The 16211-nt window shown below is 27.8% G+C and carries 16 protein-coding genes; all 16 read right to left on the bottom strand.

The window, feature by feature from the left end; all coding sequences use genetic code 11:
- Positions 1 to 16: 16 nt before the first annotated feature.
- The 16 genes from BM335_RS01980 to BM335_RS01905 all read right to left on the bottom strand — a co-directional run bounded on the left by BM335_RS01980 (position 17) and on the right by BM335_RS01905 (position 16132).
- The gene (locus tag BM335_RS01980; protein ID WP_090222539.1) at positions 17 to 520 is read right to left on the bottom strand and encodes a GNAT family N-acetyltransferase; all 504 of its coding nucleotides are present in this window, start codon (positions 518 to 520) and stop codon (positions 17 to 19) included.
- Between the two features lie 63 nt (positions 521 to 583).
- On the bottom strand, positions 584 to 1780 hold the full coding sequence (locus BM335_RS01975; RefSeq protein ID WP_090222536.1) for an outer membrane beta-barrel protein: 1197 nt from the start codon (positions 1778 to 1780) through the stop codon (positions 584 to 586).
- Between the two features lie 33 nt (positions 1781 to 1813).
- On the bottom strand, positions 1814 to 2482 hold the full coding sequence (locus BM335_RS01970) for a DUF4919 domain-containing protein (protein WP_177219129.1): 669 nt from the start codon (positions 2480 to 2482) through the stop codon (positions 1814 to 1816).
- Between the two features lie 130 nt (positions 2483 to 2612).
- Positions 2613 to 2975 (bottom strand): DUF2200 domain-containing protein, encoded by a 363-nt coding sequence (locus BM335_RS01965; RefSeq protein WP_090222531.1) that lies wholly within the window; start codon positions 2973 to 2975, stop codon positions 2613 to 2615.
- A gap of 1 nt (position 2976) precedes the next feature.
- Positions 2977 to 3399: a DUF3788 family protein gene (locus BM335_RS01960; RefSeq protein ID WP_090222528.1), complete on the bottom strand. Its 423-nt coding sequence runs from the start codon at positions 3397 to 3399 to the stop codon at positions 2977 to 2979.
- A gap of 175 nt (positions 3400 to 3574) precedes the next feature.
- Positions 3575 to 4219 (bottom strand): hypothetical protein, encoded by a 645-nt coding sequence (locus tag BM335_RS01955; protein WP_090222524.1) that lies wholly within the window; start codon positions 4217 to 4219, stop codon positions 3575 to 3577.
- Positions 4220 to 4350: 131 nt separating this feature from the next.
- Positions 4351 to 5013: a hypothetical protein gene (locus BM335_RS01950; RefSeq protein WP_143102369.1), complete on the bottom strand. Its 663-nt coding sequence runs from the start codon at positions 5011 to 5013 to the stop codon at positions 4351 to 4353.
- A gap of 141 nt (positions 5014 to 5154) precedes the next feature.
- A complete protein-coding gene (locus BM335_RS01945; protein ID WP_218157797.1) occupies positions 5155 to 5772 on the bottom strand; it encodes a hypothetical protein in 618 nt (205 codons plus the stop codon).
- Between the two features lie 183 nt (positions 5773 to 5955).
- Complete coding sequence (locus BM335_RS01940) at positions 5956 to 6519, bottom strand: hypothetical protein (protein WP_090222517.1); 564 nt, start codon at positions 6517 to 6519, stop codon at positions 5956 to 5958.
- Positions 6520 to 6671: 152 nt separating this feature from the next.
- Complete coding sequence (locus BM335_RS01935) at positions 6672 to 7574, bottom strand: DUF2167 domain-containing protein (RefSeq protein ID WP_090222514.1); 903 nt, start codon at positions 7572 to 7574, stop codon at positions 6672 to 6674.
- Positions 7575 to 7729: 155 nt separating this feature from the next.
- Positions 7730 to 8587, bottom strand: coding sequence for a hypothetical protein (locus BM335_RS01930; RefSeq protein WP_090222511.1), 858 nt, complete (start codon positions 8585 to 8587; stop codon positions 7730 to 7732).
- 158 nt (positions 8588 to 8745) lie between these two features.
- Complete coding sequence (locus tag BM335_RS01925; RefSeq protein WP_090222508.1) at positions 8746 to 9741, bottom strand: DUF262 domain-containing protein; 996 nt, start codon at positions 9739 to 9741, stop codon at positions 8746 to 8748.
- Between the two features lies 1 nt (position 9742).
- Positions 9743 to 10351, bottom strand: coding sequence for a hypothetical protein (locus BM335_RS01920; RefSeq protein WP_090222506.1), 609 nt, complete (start codon positions 10349 to 10351; stop codon positions 9743 to 9745).
- A 162-nt stretch (positions 10352 to 10513) separates the two neighbouring features.
- Positions 10514 to 10969, bottom strand: a complete 456-nt coding sequence (locus BM335_RS01915; protein ID WP_143102368.1) for a hypothetical protein — start codon at positions 10967 to 10969, stop codon at positions 10514 to 10516.
- Positions 10970 to 12296: 1327 nt separating this feature from the next.
- The gene (locus BM335_RS01910) at positions 12297 to 13493 is read right to left on the bottom strand and encodes a C40 family peptidase (protein ID WP_090222500.1); all 1197 of its coding nucleotides are present in this window, start codon (positions 13491 to 13493) and stop codon (positions 12297 to 12299) included.
- Between the two features lie 8 nt (positions 13494 to 13501).
- The gene (locus BM335_RS01905) at positions 13502 to 16132 is read right to left on the bottom strand and encodes a valine--tRNA ligase (RefSeq protein WP_090222497.1); all 2631 of its coding nucleotides are present in this window, start codon (positions 16130 to 16132) and stop codon (positions 13502 to 13504) included.
- Positions 16133 to 16211 lie beyond the last annotated feature (79 nt).

Here is a 16211-nt window from a genome sequence, read left to right as displayed (position 1 = left end):
GTTAAAACGTAAATTTTTAGTTGTTTTTTCTAACTGCGTAAATAAGTTCATCTAAATAAACACCATTTTTATACAATGTGTTTTTAAATGTACCTTCTAAAATAAAACCAGCTTTTTCTAAAACTTTTTGCGAACCTATATTTGTTCCAAAAGGTCGTGCAAATATTCTATCAATATCAAAATTTTCAAATCCGTATGTTACAATTTCTTTCACTGCATTGCTAACAATTCCCTTTCCCCAATAAGGTTCAGCTAACCAATAACCAAGTTCTGCGTTTTTTTTATGAATATCGGTTTGCGGATGCAAGCCAATTCCACCAACAGCTTCACCATTAATTTCAATTGCAAAAATACTTATGGGATTACCTTTGGATGCCATTTCAATAAATGCTTTTCCGTTTTCTAAAGTATAAGGATGCGGAAATTGATCTGTTAAATTTGCTGCTATTTTTTTATTATTAGCATATTTAACCAAGCTATTAATATCATCTAATGTCCATTTACGTAATTTGAACTCCATATTTTAACTTAATATTTGTTTATTTTTAAATCAAAAATATCATTATTTTTACTCGTTCTAATACTAAAGTATTGAATATCCAATTATAAAAGATATAGATTTATATGTAGAATCCCAAGAAACATAGTTCGTTAATAAATCTCTATCACTATGATATCTAAACTCTAAACTAACTTTTTCATTATAATTATAACCAATTCCAAAAGCAATATTAGTACCTGATTTTATATCTAATGTAGAATCATATTGTCTTTTAAATTTCATTGTTGAGTTTAAATTAAAATCCATGAGTACAAATCCATTTATAAATAACTTAGAATTTTGATTGATATACATATAGTGCCTTACACCAAATGGTATTTCAATAGATTTATAATCTACTTCAGATTTTAGTGTTGTGGTTTCTTTTTTAGCTGTGAAGTTTTGGTATGTAGGCTCAATTATTATAGCCCATTTATTGTTATTAAAAGGTAAAAATATTTCAGCCTCAACTCCTACTCTAATTCCAACTTTATTACCAAAATCAGTTTCTTTTAATTTTGATACACTGTTTTTAATGTCTAAAGATGCACTTTTAATTCCTGCCTTAAAGTACAAATTAAAAGTTCCTTTATTATTTTTAACTTCATAATTAGTAAACTGTGCGTTGGTACATTTATTATATTTTACAAAAATATCAATTAACTTATTTGACTTATAATCAATATTTTGAACATCATTAATTGAAATATCACTACAATTTAAATTTGTAAAAATTTGTTGTCTGAAATTGTTATTTTTTAAAACTTGATTTTCATCAGATAGGTAACTTTTATAAATAAGTTGCTCTATTTTTGCATTGTTAACACTAAAAAAGAATTTTTCAATATTATTAGCATTGTAAACATATAAATTGGCTTTTCCTTCAATTAAAACTTTTAAAAATAGTTGTTCTTCTTTAAAAATTGGATTTCTATTACTATCCAATGAATTTAAAAAATTACTTGACCTATCGATGTTTACAGTATGTTTTTGATATTTATTTTTACCTATAATTTCAAACTCTTTAATAGTTTCAATACTTACTGTTTTAGGTTCTTCATTTTCAGTTAATTTTACACTAATCGCTGTTGGATTATTTAACCAATCATTATTTAAAATCAAACATGGTACTTTTTCATTATTAGTAGTAATGTAATAACCTGATTCATAAGAAGTTTGTGAAATACAATTTACACTTACAATTGTTAAAATTGCAATTAAAATTAATTTTAGTTTCATAACAAAGTGCTTTTTAGGGGTGATTTTATAAATTTATTTAAACATATTATTTAAAGCGTTTAAACAAGGTGAAACATCAAAATACAATCCTTCAATGTTACTATCATTTTCAGCTAATTTTAAATAATCATAATGATCAATTAAACGTTGATCATCTCCATATTGAAATCCAATAACATCTAAAATATCATATTCATGACTTGGATTAATTACATAAAATGCTGTTTCCTTGCTCAGTCCATCTCCAGTACTTAATATGGCATCTAAAACCATGGTGGCTTTTGTTAAGCAATTTTGAAATTCTGTAATTTTAAACATTTTTTCTAAAGCATATAATTTTATATTCATGGTTCTAAGATCAAAAGGATATTCTTTTAAAATAGCATCAGAAAATTTATTTAATAAATCAAAATCACTCATTTCAATATTTTTTTTATTGAGTACTATGGATAAACTATCTTTAAAATTTGAGTTTCCGTAAGGCGCATACTTTTCATTATTTACATACCCAAAATACAAATGTCTCCGTTCATTGAGCGTCATGGTAGTATCAGATGCCTGGTATCTTTGCATTAATTTATCATAAAACAAATTAGAATTGGAATCTTTAATTGCGATTGCTATTTTTTTATAATCTGGTTGTTCAAAATTTTGATTTTGAGAAAATCCTTGTTTTAGAAACAAAAAAAGGATTGCGAACATAATTAGCTTTTTCATAACTGTACTATTTACTTTTAAAATGCAATTTTTACACAACCAAAAATACCATAATTTATGTTTAGAAGCATTTTAAATTTGTAAAGAAATATTGGTTTTAATTAAGATTTACTTGTTATTTTCTTAATATTTTTTCCATTGCTTTCCCTTTTGCCAACTCATCTACCAATTTATCTAAATATCTTACTTTTTTTGTCAATGGCGTTTCAATTTCTTCTATCTTATAACCACAAATAACTCCTTTTATTAAATGAGCATTTGGATTCAATTTTGCAACAGCAAAGAATGTTTTAAAAGTTACTTTTTCGTCGATAAGTTCTTGAAGTTTACAATCATCAAAACCTGTTAACCATGTTATAACTTTATGTAAGTCATCCTTTGTTCTGCCTTTCTTTTCAACTTTATTAATATAATGAGGATATACTGAGGCAAATACCATGTTTGCAATTCGTTCATCATGTGCTAGTGTTGTTTTCATATTATTTTAATTTCTTTTTGTATTCAATTATTTTAAGCACATCATTAATTTGTTCAATTCTTGACACGTTAATTATTAAAGGAATTAGTTTGCCAATATTTTCACTTTTACTAAAATCTTCTTTAATTCTATTTTCAATATCCAATTCATTAATTCCTAAACGTGTTTTTTCGGTAAAATAGAATCCTACTTTAAAGAATTTATTCCAAGCTGAAATCCAACACACAGTCTTTTTTTTATTGGAAACTTTGCATAACCAAGATTGTCCGTCTTTATAAAATCTCCATTCCGGTACAAGAGCATATTTTTCATTTGAGAGAGTTTCTATTAACGCATTAAACGCCAAATAACTTTCTCCTAAAACTTTTTCTAAAACTTCTTTATTTGGATACACTTCTTTTTCTCCTAATAATCTTGTTTCCATGTTATTAAGTATTTTAATTAGAATCTTGATTTCTGCAAAGCTTACAATGGGCTTTTATAAGGTTTGTGTGACTGGAAAATCGGAGATTTTTCGGACGTAATAAATCGTTTATTGAATGTTTGTTGTTTATATTAGTTTAAATTTAAGCATAAATTATATGAGTTGTTGCCTAAAGTTATTTATTCAGTTTATATTTTTCTCCTTGAATTTTTATCAACTCTTTATCAATTCTCTCAAATTGATAAGTTCTTTTTTCTCCGAAAATCCAAGTTGATTTGGATAAAGCCAATTTTATCAATATTTCATAACTCTTGTCATTTTCAATTCGAAACTTAAAATTCTCATAACCAAAAAATTCAACCTCATAATTTTCATTCACTTGATTTTTCATATATTTAAAAGTTATAATTCCATTTGGATTCGAAATATTCTCGTTGAATTCAAATTCTCCAGATTCTTTATGGAGATTAACTCCCATCATTTTAATTCCGTATTGGTCAACAAATTTGAATTTATGAATTATTGAGTCTTTCGTAGTGTTTTTAATCTCTGAAATCTCAATTTCACTTCTAAATTCTTTGTCATTATTGTCAAATGATAAAATCAAATCAGAGCTCTTAATTTCATAATTACCAATTCCATATTTATAGGTTCCTAGACATCCAGATAAAATAAATACAAATCGATTATTTTCTTTAAAATTAATACAGGTTACATCAGATTCGCCTATTGGAATTGTACAATAGTTTCCTATCAATTTTTCTTGAGAAAAAAGAGTAATCTGAATCAGTAAAAAGTTTAGCAATACTATCTTTTTCATAATTTTAGGCTACGACGAGTTTTTACATGATTTTTTCGACTGGAAAATTGGAGATTTTTCGGACGTTGCAAATCGTTTGTTGGATGTTTATTGTATGTGCTAGTTTAAATTTTATAAGGTGTAATATGCAGTTAATCATTCCAAATTCCTTTTTCTCGTTGTTCTTTTATTATAGTAACAATATTACTTTTTAATTCAGAAACGTCGCTATTCAAAATTTCCTGAGCCATTTCTCTATTTGTTGTATTAGACTCAAGGTATTCTTTAACTTTCTCGTGCTGTTTTGAATTTGAGCATAATGACCATTTAGCTGAAGCTCCTGTCAAAAAGAGATTAAAATCTGTTCTGTTTTCCGCCTCTGAACAATTGTTAAATATCAAATCAAGATATTCAGTTTTACCTGTTGAGAAGAAAGCAGCCCAATTCATATCGTTAAAAGATGGAGAAATTGGATATTTACTCATAAAGGTTTTAATATTTTCATTAGTAAGTGAAGTGAACATGTTTTTAATGTTCTCATTTTGAAATTTTTCAATATTATTTTTAAAATCATTTTTTATTTCAGGTGAATCGATAAATAATCCTCCAAAAAATCCAATAATAATATGTTTTAAATTTTTATTGTCAGGATTAATGTTGTTGAAAAAATCAATAGAATGTTCAAGTAGCATATTATCTTTTTCAATGTAATATGTTTGAAGAATTTGGTTGAAATTTCTTTCATTGTTTTGACTAAATAACGTATTGGAAAAACTTAAAATTGTTACTATTAATAATGCTATTGTTTTTTTCATAAGTAATTTTTTTGTAATTGCATACAAGGTGTTTTTATAAGATTTGAGTTGCTTGAAAATCAAAGATTTTTTAGGTGTTTATTGAATGTTTGTTAGTTATTCTAATTCAATTTTAAGTATAAATTTTATGAGTTGTGTTGTTTAATTAAGTTCAACGAAGCCATTCAATAATTTTTCAATTTCCGAACTATAACTATCAATTAAATTTTGTGAAGTATATGTTACGAATTGAACGGTTCCATTTGTGTTTGAAAAATAATAACTATAGTAGGAAACTTTAATTCCTTGCATAGTTCCATTCATTTGAAGAAGAAGTACTTTGAATCCGTTAACAGTTCTATATTCTTCCTTTACAATTTTTAGATCTGGAGCAACTGATTTACCGTTTTCTAATGCAATTGATTTCATTGTTTCAAGTGGGATGTGAACTTTTTCAGATATTATAATTCCATATAAATCTCCACCTTTCAGTTGAAGTTCATATTCTGAATCAGGATTATCAGTTGATTTTTTAAATGACCATATCTTTGGATTTAACCAAAAACCAACATTAAATTTAGTACTTTTTAGTAAAAACGTTGAATTCTCATCCTTCTCAAACTTTTTTGAATTGGTTGGTATTTCAGTTTCTTCTATATGCTCACCATTCTTATATTCCCATGTTCCATCATCAAATAAAATTACTTCTTCTCCAGTTTCTGTAACTGCTTTTTGTTGAGCTTGAGATAAAGAAATTATTAATAAGCATGATAATAGCAATGTTATTCTTTTCATATTTTTTGTTTTAAATACAAACAATAAGTTTCTATAAAATTTGCTACAACTTGAAAAATTTTTGATTTTTCAAGTTGTAGCAAATCGTTAGCTGAGTGTTTGTAAGTTATTTTAGTTTAAATTTAAGCATAAATTATTTGAGGTGTTACAAATAGTACTTTTTAAAATTTAATTATTACAGTTTGAATTATAAAAATTCACTATTTTTTCAACCTCTCGTTTTTTAATCTCATTTTTATCCAATTTTTCAATTAATGTATAGCAGTCTTGAAATAATTCGAGTGTTTTTTTATCTAATCTAGTACCAGTTCTAATAAGTCTATTATCTTTTTCAATAAAATAGACTATCTTAGTAAATGAACCCATTGGGGTCATCACTCCACTAGGTCCCATAGGAATCATATGGGTACCAGAATTGTTAACACTAAATAAACTAATTTTCCCTGAAATCTCCATTTTCATAGGTCTTAAAAAAGATGCGTTTTCGACTATCTTGTATCTGTATTTTTCAATGTCATTCTCTTTCTTAATGTCATATCCGATAATATGCTTTTCGTCATAGTAAATTTCTTTCGAATTTTCATCTAATTTGAAAATTATTCCATCAAACTTTTTAACTTTAATTAATCCTTTTTTTTCTTTTCCAGTTTTGTCGTAAATTATTCCTTCTCTGAATTGTCCATAAGATAGCAAAAATGATAGAAGCGCAATTAGTGTAAATATTTTTTTCATAGAGTATTATTTGTAACGTGATTTTATATGATTTGTACGACTGGAAAATCGGAGATTTTTCTGCCGTAGCAAATTGTTTGTTGAATGTTTGTCGTTTGTACTAGTTCAAATTTAAGCATAAATTATTTGAGGTGTTGGCAATAGTTTATAAATTATTCACTCAATTCTTTTTGATTACTGCTTGTAATTTCATGATTCTTTTTTCTAAATAAATTCATGAGTGGTTTAAAAAATGCAGCCACTGCAATAAGAATAATTTTCCAAAATTTTAAGATTAAGGCAAAGAACCCAACTTTTGTTAATACTTTTCCAGCAACTAAACCTCCAATTGTCCAAGCAGCAACATCATCAATAGATGAGTCAAAATCAGCATACTTATTTCCTTCCGAGAATTGTACAATATCTAATACTTTCGGGATATCATTTTGAACGTATGTTAAATCGGGTATTGTAGCTATGGCATTTAAAACAAGAACTCCTTTTCTTCCTAAAATTCTGATATTGTAATTTAATGTATTAATTTCTTGATCACCAAATTTTATTTCTTTAGCCCAATGTAAAATTTTTTTACTTTTATCATAATAAGGTTTTGATGCCCAGCCAATAATATTTATTGGTTCATAACCTTCCTTAATACGTTCCTTATTTTCTTCCTTTGAATCATCTTGAATTTGAGTTAACAATTCATCATAGTCAATTTTATTAGCATCATCATCCTCAACATAACCAATTTCATCATATTGAATATTAAAAACGTATCCATTATCATCCATTATTCCTTGGTTTTCAGGAAGAATCAATCCAAGAGTCATATCTGTATATTTTGGATTTCCCCATAAATCAGTAAGGACTCTTTCTGATTGCTCAATATTAAGGTATTTGAAACCATTTGGGATAATTATTTTACCTATATTATTTTTTAAGGATATTGTTCCATATTCATAATTAAATGATTTTTCTATAGAGTCAATTTTTTGTTGATAGTCTTCTTCTTCTTGTGAAAAAGCAAAAGACACAAAGAGTAATGTAATAATAGTGAAAGTAATTTTTTTCATAGTAATTTTTTTAAATAATTGCAACGTGTTTTTATATGATTTGTGCGCCTAAAAATCGGAGATTTTTCGGTGGTAGCAAATCGTTTATTGAATGTTTGTCGGTTTGTACTAGTTCAAATGTAAGCATAAATTATATGAGGTGCTGTAGCACGTTTTTATTCTATTAAAAATAAATATTTTATTGGTCTTTTTAAATTTTCAATTTTTACTGAATTTAATTTCCTCAAATCAATTTGGCAGTATTTATCAAAAGGCTGATTACCTACAAATACTGATTCTAAAATTCCATCTTTGCTAATGTGAATAATAACAGGTATTGGATATTGATAATTGATGTTTTGTTGTTCTAAAGAAGTTTTAATGTCTTTAACAATTTTAGATTTTAGCTTTCTGGGAATCTGTTCATAATAATACCCATTTCCAATGCTTAAATCATCATCCATAGTTGCATTTATGCTAGTCACATTTTCAGCAATGAATTTGAATGTTGATTTGTACGATTTTTTTACATCAAAAGAAGAACTTTCTTTTGAAAGATAACTTGAAATAGGTCTAATTAAATTACTTATTTCTTTGAATAAACTATCGGAATACGTCCAATTACCTAAGGAGATAGCACTTGAAGCTGATATTGAACTAATTTCACCATCTTGTATCATATAATTCATAATTTCTTTGGTGGATGTTCTAATAATTATTTCTAGTTCATTGTTGTTATCTATGTCTTTAGAAATTTTAAAACTTTTAGAATTCAATTTATTAAGAGGGATTTCATACAAAAACTGATAATAATGAACTTTATCTTTTTTTGATTTCCTTAAATCTTGAATTAGAAGAACGTTTTGAAATGAATCAAATTTGAAATAGTATTTTTTTTCTGTATTAAATTCAGGAGCTTTTACTTCAATTGTATTTGGTAGATTGTTTAAGTTTTGAAATACCTCTTGACCAACTATATCATTTATATTTAACATTGTTAATATAATAATAACTAATAATATTTTTTCTTTCATTTCTATTTTTTTAAATGTGCTACAACGTGATTTTATATGATTTGTACAACTGGGAAATCGGAGATTTTCCGGTGGTAGCAAATTGTGCGTTGGTTGTTATTTGGTTCATAGTTAGTTTAAAAGTAAGCATAAATTATGCGCGGTGTTGGCAGTTGGCGTTATATCAATACATTCTTCTTTAAAAATTCACTTCTGATAACTCTTGATTGTCTACTATTAGTTCCAGCATACATACTTGCATAATATTTTGCAAATTCATTTGTGCTTTTATCACCGGTTTTATTTTGTATAATATTTGATTCAGCTATATTCAAATTTTCAAGAATATCAACTATCTTCTTATTTGATAATGAGATTTCACAAACAAGCGTAAAAAAATTAGATTTTCTGAACCAAATAGAATCTAATTCTAAATCACTAGTCAAAATATCTATTATTGTTTCTGATATTATTGTTTTTGCATTCTCAAAATTGGGAAATTCATTATTATATTTTGAAATATATTTTTCAACTTCTTTATCTTGGGTGAAGTAGCCACCTTCTTCTAAAGTTGCCATTACTAAAAGTATAAAATGCAAATCAGCCATTCTGGTTAATTCACTTTCACTAAATATTGGAACTTTTAATTCATTATCATTTATAATACTTAAAATTTCTTTTGCACAAGTTATGAACTCGCCATTATATAAAGCGTTATTAATTTCAATAGCTGTTAATGTGAAATTTGTTGAATTTATTCTTTTAAAGATTTCTATGATAGTATCAGCAGAGACATCTTTTAAATCACGTATTGTAACGTCATAATTTAAAAATTCTCTCTGTTCATTTTCAGATAGTTCTTTATATTTAGGAATTCTTTTTTCAAAATCCCAATCACCATCAATATATCTCTTAATAGTCGTTAATCTTTGTTGTCCATCAACAACAACATTTTGTGTTGATAATGTAGTTAGGTCAATTCCTTTTTGAGAAATATATATTTCCGGAAACGGATAGCCATCAAGAATGGTTTTAATAAAGTTTTCCATATGAGATGGAGTCCAAACAAAACCTCTTTGAAATTCGGGTTGAAGGATTAGCTCGTTTCTTTGAATTTTACCTATAAGATCTGATATAGTTTTTTTATCTGGTTGTGCAGGAATTTGTTTTGACATTTTAAATATTTTTTAATTTATAGGTAATTTCTTCAATTGAAAAGCGATAGTATTTTTCTGCAAATGATTGATTTTTAAACAAACCAGCCTTTACTTTATAATTTCCAACTTGTGATTTAGAATAGGAGATACTTAAGAAAAAATCATCCCAATTTTGTCTAATCTCCTTAAATTCAGTCGTATTTTGTGGTAGTAAATCGGGTCTCATCCATCCTCGTATAAAATATTTTATAAATTTTAAATATTCTTTGGATTGTGCCGAACTTAGCCTTATAATTTGTTTTTTAATTTTGTATTGATATTCACTTATTAACTCGAAATAAATATCAAATAATTTTTCATTGAAAATTACAACATCAATATCTGAATTTAATGAAAAGTCTGTTAATTTATATGGGCTGAAACCAAATTTAGAAGAACCAACAATTAGAACCTCATAAAAATCAATTTTAAAATTATCAGCAATTTTTTTTCGGAAATAGTAATACTCATTTTCTCTATTCTCAAAAACTAAAGGTAGTCCGTGAAAGTAGTGTTTCTGAGTGAAAATTTTCTTATCATCTTCACTCTTTAATTCTAATATTTCTTCTTGATATTCTTTTTTTGTCACAATTTCTATTTTTAGCTTACTGCCAACGTGTTTGAATATGCTTTGTTGCGTGGTTTAAGCACCTAATTTAGTAAATAATTACCGAATAGAAAATCCGCGAGGATTTTCGTAAGTAGGCTATGACCAAGCAATAAAGTATATGCAGTGTTGCCAGCTTTTATTTTAATATGTATTCTCAATTCTATTTGAATTATTTCCTATTCTATGATTAATTCTTTCTCCTGTAACTGGATAAGAATAAATCGTTTCATGCTTAGTTTCTCCGTCAATTCTATATTCAAGAATAATGGGATTTTCAGATTTTATTGGAATCCACTCAGTTTGTCTTTCTCCAACTCCAAGCTCATTTATTATTTTAGTTTCTCCTCCAATTATTTTTAAATCAGTCAATTTAGCTCCAGTTTCATTAATCAATGAAATTCTCATAGTACTCATTAAAAACATAACAATAAAAAAATAGAAAACCGCGATAGGAATATTTAAAATCATTATTCCAGATGTTAGAATATGTTTTTTTCTATTCTCTTTTTCGTTTATTAAATTAATCAGAACTTTTACCAAAACGCCTAAATTAATAATTCCTGCAATAGCAATAAAAATCATTCCGAATAATGTCATGGAATATGAATTTGTCAAATAAAAAATAATTAACAAAATTGTTCCAATCAAAAATGAAATCAAAGCAGTAAAAAGTCCTATTTTATTTGTCATTTTTCTTGTAATCTAATTGCTGGCAACGGTTTAGTATGAACCAAAGTTGCGTTTGGTTTTTACAATTTTTCGATGTTAAATATAACATTTTAAGAATTAAGAATTGTTCTAATTTAGTGAAATAAGCAATTTTGGTTATACAATGTTAGCCACATTAGGGCAACACCAAACTTTGGGCAAAAACGTACCTTATTTATTTTCACCAAAACCAACCGAGACAGAATGCCAGCGATACGTTTTTAAACAAACATTTCAATTTTGATAAATCGAATCACATTTAAAATACAAAACCAACTATCTTGCATTTAGGTTGGTAGTTTAAGATTTTCATTTGCGCCTTTTTTGGATTAGAACGAGGCAGAACGCAACCGAAAATTTTCTTTAAACGACTCATTTATCAATGTAGATTTCAGTTTCTTAAAAAACTAAAACTATCTAGCGTTTAGTTCCCAAAAAAGGATCAAATCTATCCGATTAAATTTAAAGAACGTATTTATAATTTGTTAAACAATTCGTTCATAATGAACTACTTAATTCGTCTTGACCTATTGTTGCTAACTTGTTATATCCATATAAAAATAACAATTATCAAATTAAAATTTTACGGATAACCGTATAATACGTTCATTTATTCGCAATTTTTAAATTAAATAGTATCTTTTTGTTAAAATTAGTAAAGTATCTGTTAATAAAAAAACAACAAAATAAGGTTTATTACTACAAAATATAGTATCTTTATAGTAGCATAAGTTATTATAAAATTCGCTCAAATAATAAGTCCTTTATTTATAAAGTACTACTTTTATAAATTAATTGTACAACATTTTTAAGATAGTTGTACATTTTTTTACAATAAATTGTACAACTTTTTTTTTAAAGTAAAGCAACTTTACTTACAAAACCCAGCAACTTTGTATCAATTTGTGAGCAGTATTTATATAGAAGTACCATCACAAAATTTGGGTGCTAAAACAAAAAGGGGTGCTCATTGCTGAACGCCCCCTTTTCTGTAGTACATTCACAACCCCAAAGTAAATGCACAGTATTTGTAAATATGAAATAAAAATAACGCTTTATACTATATTTAACTTACGGCTTTCCATAATTGATCCTTTTTTTAACAAAATTATATGATTTTTAAACAACAAAAAGGGATGCCAATAAATTAGCATCCCTTTTCTAAATACATTCACCAACCACAGTAAATGTATTGTTTTATGTTTTTAATTGGGTGTTACGGTTCAATAGTTGCTAAAGTAGTCAATTTTAAATTAGTAATCAATGTATCATTTACACCTAAATAACGTTTACTTCCTAAATAATGTGTCACCAAATACTCATTGTAAACCGGTGAATTAACATCGGCTGAATTAATTCTTACACGTTCTGATGCATGAATGTATTCTTTTTTACCATTGTCTAACCAAATTCCTACGTGTGTTACACGCTGTTTTTTATCTCCATCAGCTTTGGCTCCAAAAAAAAGTAAATCTCCTTTTTCTAAACCTTCAAAAGTTAAATTTTCATCTACTACTTTGCCAGCATAAATTTGTTGCGATGCATCTCTAGGAATTACAAAACCATTCATTAAATAAACCGTTTTTACAAATCCGCTACAATCCATTCCTTTTGATGAAGTTCCTCCCCATAAATACGGTGAACCTAAAAAAGATCGCGCATACGTTTCTATCAATTCTTTTGATGGGGTTACATTTGCTATCCAATCATCATATAAACTGGCTTCATTATTTTTTATATAGCCAATTCTACCATCTGGAAATTGAACCTGATACCTGCTTTTTTGCTGGTTAATTAATTTTAGCTGTGCACCAATTACAATATCAGACATAATAGTAGTACACGCTTCATCTTCGTATACATTACCAACAATTTGAGTATAAATTACTTTTTTAGCTTGTTGCCACGCTAAAAAAGTAGTTGCATCCATTAACGTAATACCACCTGCATCTACCCAAGAAATATAACCATCTGGTGTTTGTACTAAATAAAAATAATCATCATATTTAAACACTTTTAATTCGGTTCCTAAAATAGCTTGTGTAGCTAATTCTGCCGCATGATTAGGATTACTTCTAATATTGGCTATAGAATTATTTACAATGGCATACTTTAAAGTAGCTATTGTAGCATTGGGCAATATGTCAACATTGTTTTTAAAAACTACTTTATCATGTTTTAATTTTGTAATCAATTCATTTACAGCTTCTGCATTGTTTGTTTCACCACTTAAAAATAACGTATCGTTTTTCATTTCAATAGCTACAGTATATAGCGCCACTCTCCTATCTGGCGCATACTTTAATTGTATGTTTTTATTGTATTGTACATACTGGTCAATGTTTTTAGTAGCAGTATTACACCCTATTAATATAATAAAAGTACCAATAATAAAATTTTTAAGTGTGCTCATAATTTAAATTATAAACTATTTAAACTTGCTTTTATGGTTTCAATTTTTGCCAATGCATCTGCTTCTTTTTGGCGTTCTATTTTAATTACTTGTTCTGGCGCATTATTTACAAAACGCTCATTACTTAATTTTCCTTGCACCGATTTTAAGAAACCTTGTGTGTATTTTAATTCTTCTTCTAGTTTTGCTTTTTCTGCTGCTACATCAATAGCGCCCACCATTGGAATAAAATATTCGTTGGATTTTACTCTAAAACTCAACGCACCTTCTACCGTTGAAGTTACATAATTAATTGCCGATAAGTTACCCATTTTTTGAATAACCGTATCAAAATTAGTACTTACTTTATCGTTATTCAATACTGAAAACGCTATCGTTTCTTTAAAAGAAATGTTTTTATCTTTTCTGATGGTTCTAATTCCTGAAATAACATCCGCAGCTACGTTAAACTCACTAATTAAAGCCTTATTAAATGATTTTACTTTTGGATATTCCGCAATTATTAACGCTTGTTCAGGAGTTCTAGGTGCAATGTCTTGCCAAATTTCTTCTGTTAAAAATGGCATAAACGGATGTAATATTTTTAAATTATCTTCTAAAAACCCAATAACTTCCTTGTACGTTTTAGCATCAATAGGTTGTTGGTATTCTGGTTTTACCATTTCTAAAAACCAAGAAGAAAAATCGTCCCAAATTAATTTATAAATATTCATTAAGGCTTCACTTAAACGGTATTGTTCAAACGAGCTATCTAATTCTGCTAATACTTGTTGAAATTTTGCATTGTACCACTCTATAGCAATGGCTGATGAAGCTGGTTGCTCAATAGTTTCTGATACTTCCCAACCTTTTACCAATCGGTAAGCGTTCCATATTTTGTTAGAGAAATTACGTCCTTGTGCACATAACTCTTCATCAAATAACAAATCGTTTCCAGCAGCTGAACACAATAACATACCAACACGTACACCATCGGCACCGTATTGTTCCATTAATTCAATTGGATCAGGTGAATTTCCTAATGATTTCGACATTTTTCTACGTTGCTTATCACGTACAATTCCTGTAAAATACACGTTTGAAAACGGTTTTTCATTTCTAAACTCGTATCCTGCAAAAATCATTCTGGCAACCCAAAAGAAAATAATATCAGGTCCGGTTACTAAATCGTTGGTTGGATAATAGTAATTAATTTCTTCATTGTCAGGAAAACGTATTCCGTCAAAAACTGATATTGGCCATAACCACGATGAAAACCATGTATCTAACGCATCAGGATCTTGTGTTAAATCACTAGTTGTTAGTTGTTGGTTGTTGGTTTTTTGCTTTGCTAATTCTACAGCTTCTTCAATAGTTTCTGCAACTACAAAATCATGTTCACCATCGCCATAAAAATAAGCAGGAATTTGATGTCCCCACCACAATTGACGTGATATGTTCCAATCGCGAATATTTTCTAACCAATGACGGTAGGTATTGTTATAATGTTTTGGAAAAAATTTAATTGCTGAATCTTCTAACACTGCTTTTAAAGCAGGCTCTACAATAGTTTCCATTTTTAAAAACCATTGTGCTGATATTTTAGGTTCAATAACTTCTTTGGTTCTTTCAGAAGTACCTACTTTATGTAAATGTTGTTCAATTTTTACCAAACAACCCAATGCTTCTAATTCTTTGGTAATTTCTTTACGAACTACAAAACGATCTTTTCCTTCGTAATGCAATCCAAAAGAATTTAAAGAAGCATCATCATTAAAAATATCAATCACTTCTAATTGATGTTTTTCACCCAATATTTTATCGTTCTGGTCGTGTGCAGGCGTAACTTTTAAACAACCTGTACCAAACTCAATATCTACATACTCATCTTCAATAATAGGAATTACTCTATTACAAATTGGTACAATGGCTTTTTTACCTTTTAAATGTGTAAAACGGGCATCATTTGGATTGATGCAAATGGCTGAATCTCCTAAAATGGTTTCAGGACGTGTGGTAGCAATGGTTAGCACATCATTACTTCCTTCAATTTTATAATTTAAGTAATATAAATTTCCTTGACGTTCTTCATAAATAACTTCTTCATCAGACAACGTTGTTTTAGCAGAAGGATCCCAGTTTACCATGCGGTATCCACGGTAAATTAATCCTTTATTATATAAATCGATAAAAACTTTGGTAACGGCTTCACTTAAATCTGCATCCATCGTGAATTTTGTACGTTGCCAATCGCACGAAGCACCTAATTTTTTTAATTGTTCTAAAATAATACCGCCGTGCTTATCTGTCCATTCCCACGCATGTTTTAAAAACTCATCACGTGTTAAATCGGCTTTATTTATACCTTGTTGCTTTAACTTATCTACCACCTTAGCTTCTGTTGCAATAGAAGCGTGATCAGTACCCGGAACCCAACATGCATTAAAACCTTTTAAACGTGCACGTCTAATTAATACATCTTGAATGGTATTGTTTAACATATGCCCCATATGTAACACACCAGTAACGTTTGGCGGTGGAATTACAATGGTGTACGGCTCTTTTTCATTTGGTGTAGAATGAAAATAATTATTTTCCATCCAGTAATTATACCATTTATTTTCTATGTCTTGTGGGCTATATTTTGTAGCTAAACTCATTTTGGTCTGATATTTGTAATAGATTTTGCAAATGTACAATTATAAGAGATAACACAAAATATTTTGAAAGCTTAAAAAA

Source organism: Lutibacter maritimus, assembly GCF_900116115.1.
Classification (GTDB): domain Bacteria; phylum Bacteroidota; class Bacteroidia; order Flavobacteriales; family Flavobacteriaceae; genus Lutibacter; species Lutibacter maritimus.
The sequence above is the reverse complement of the archived record's forward strand: the minus strand, read 5'-3'. Positions and strand labels throughout refer to the sequence as shown.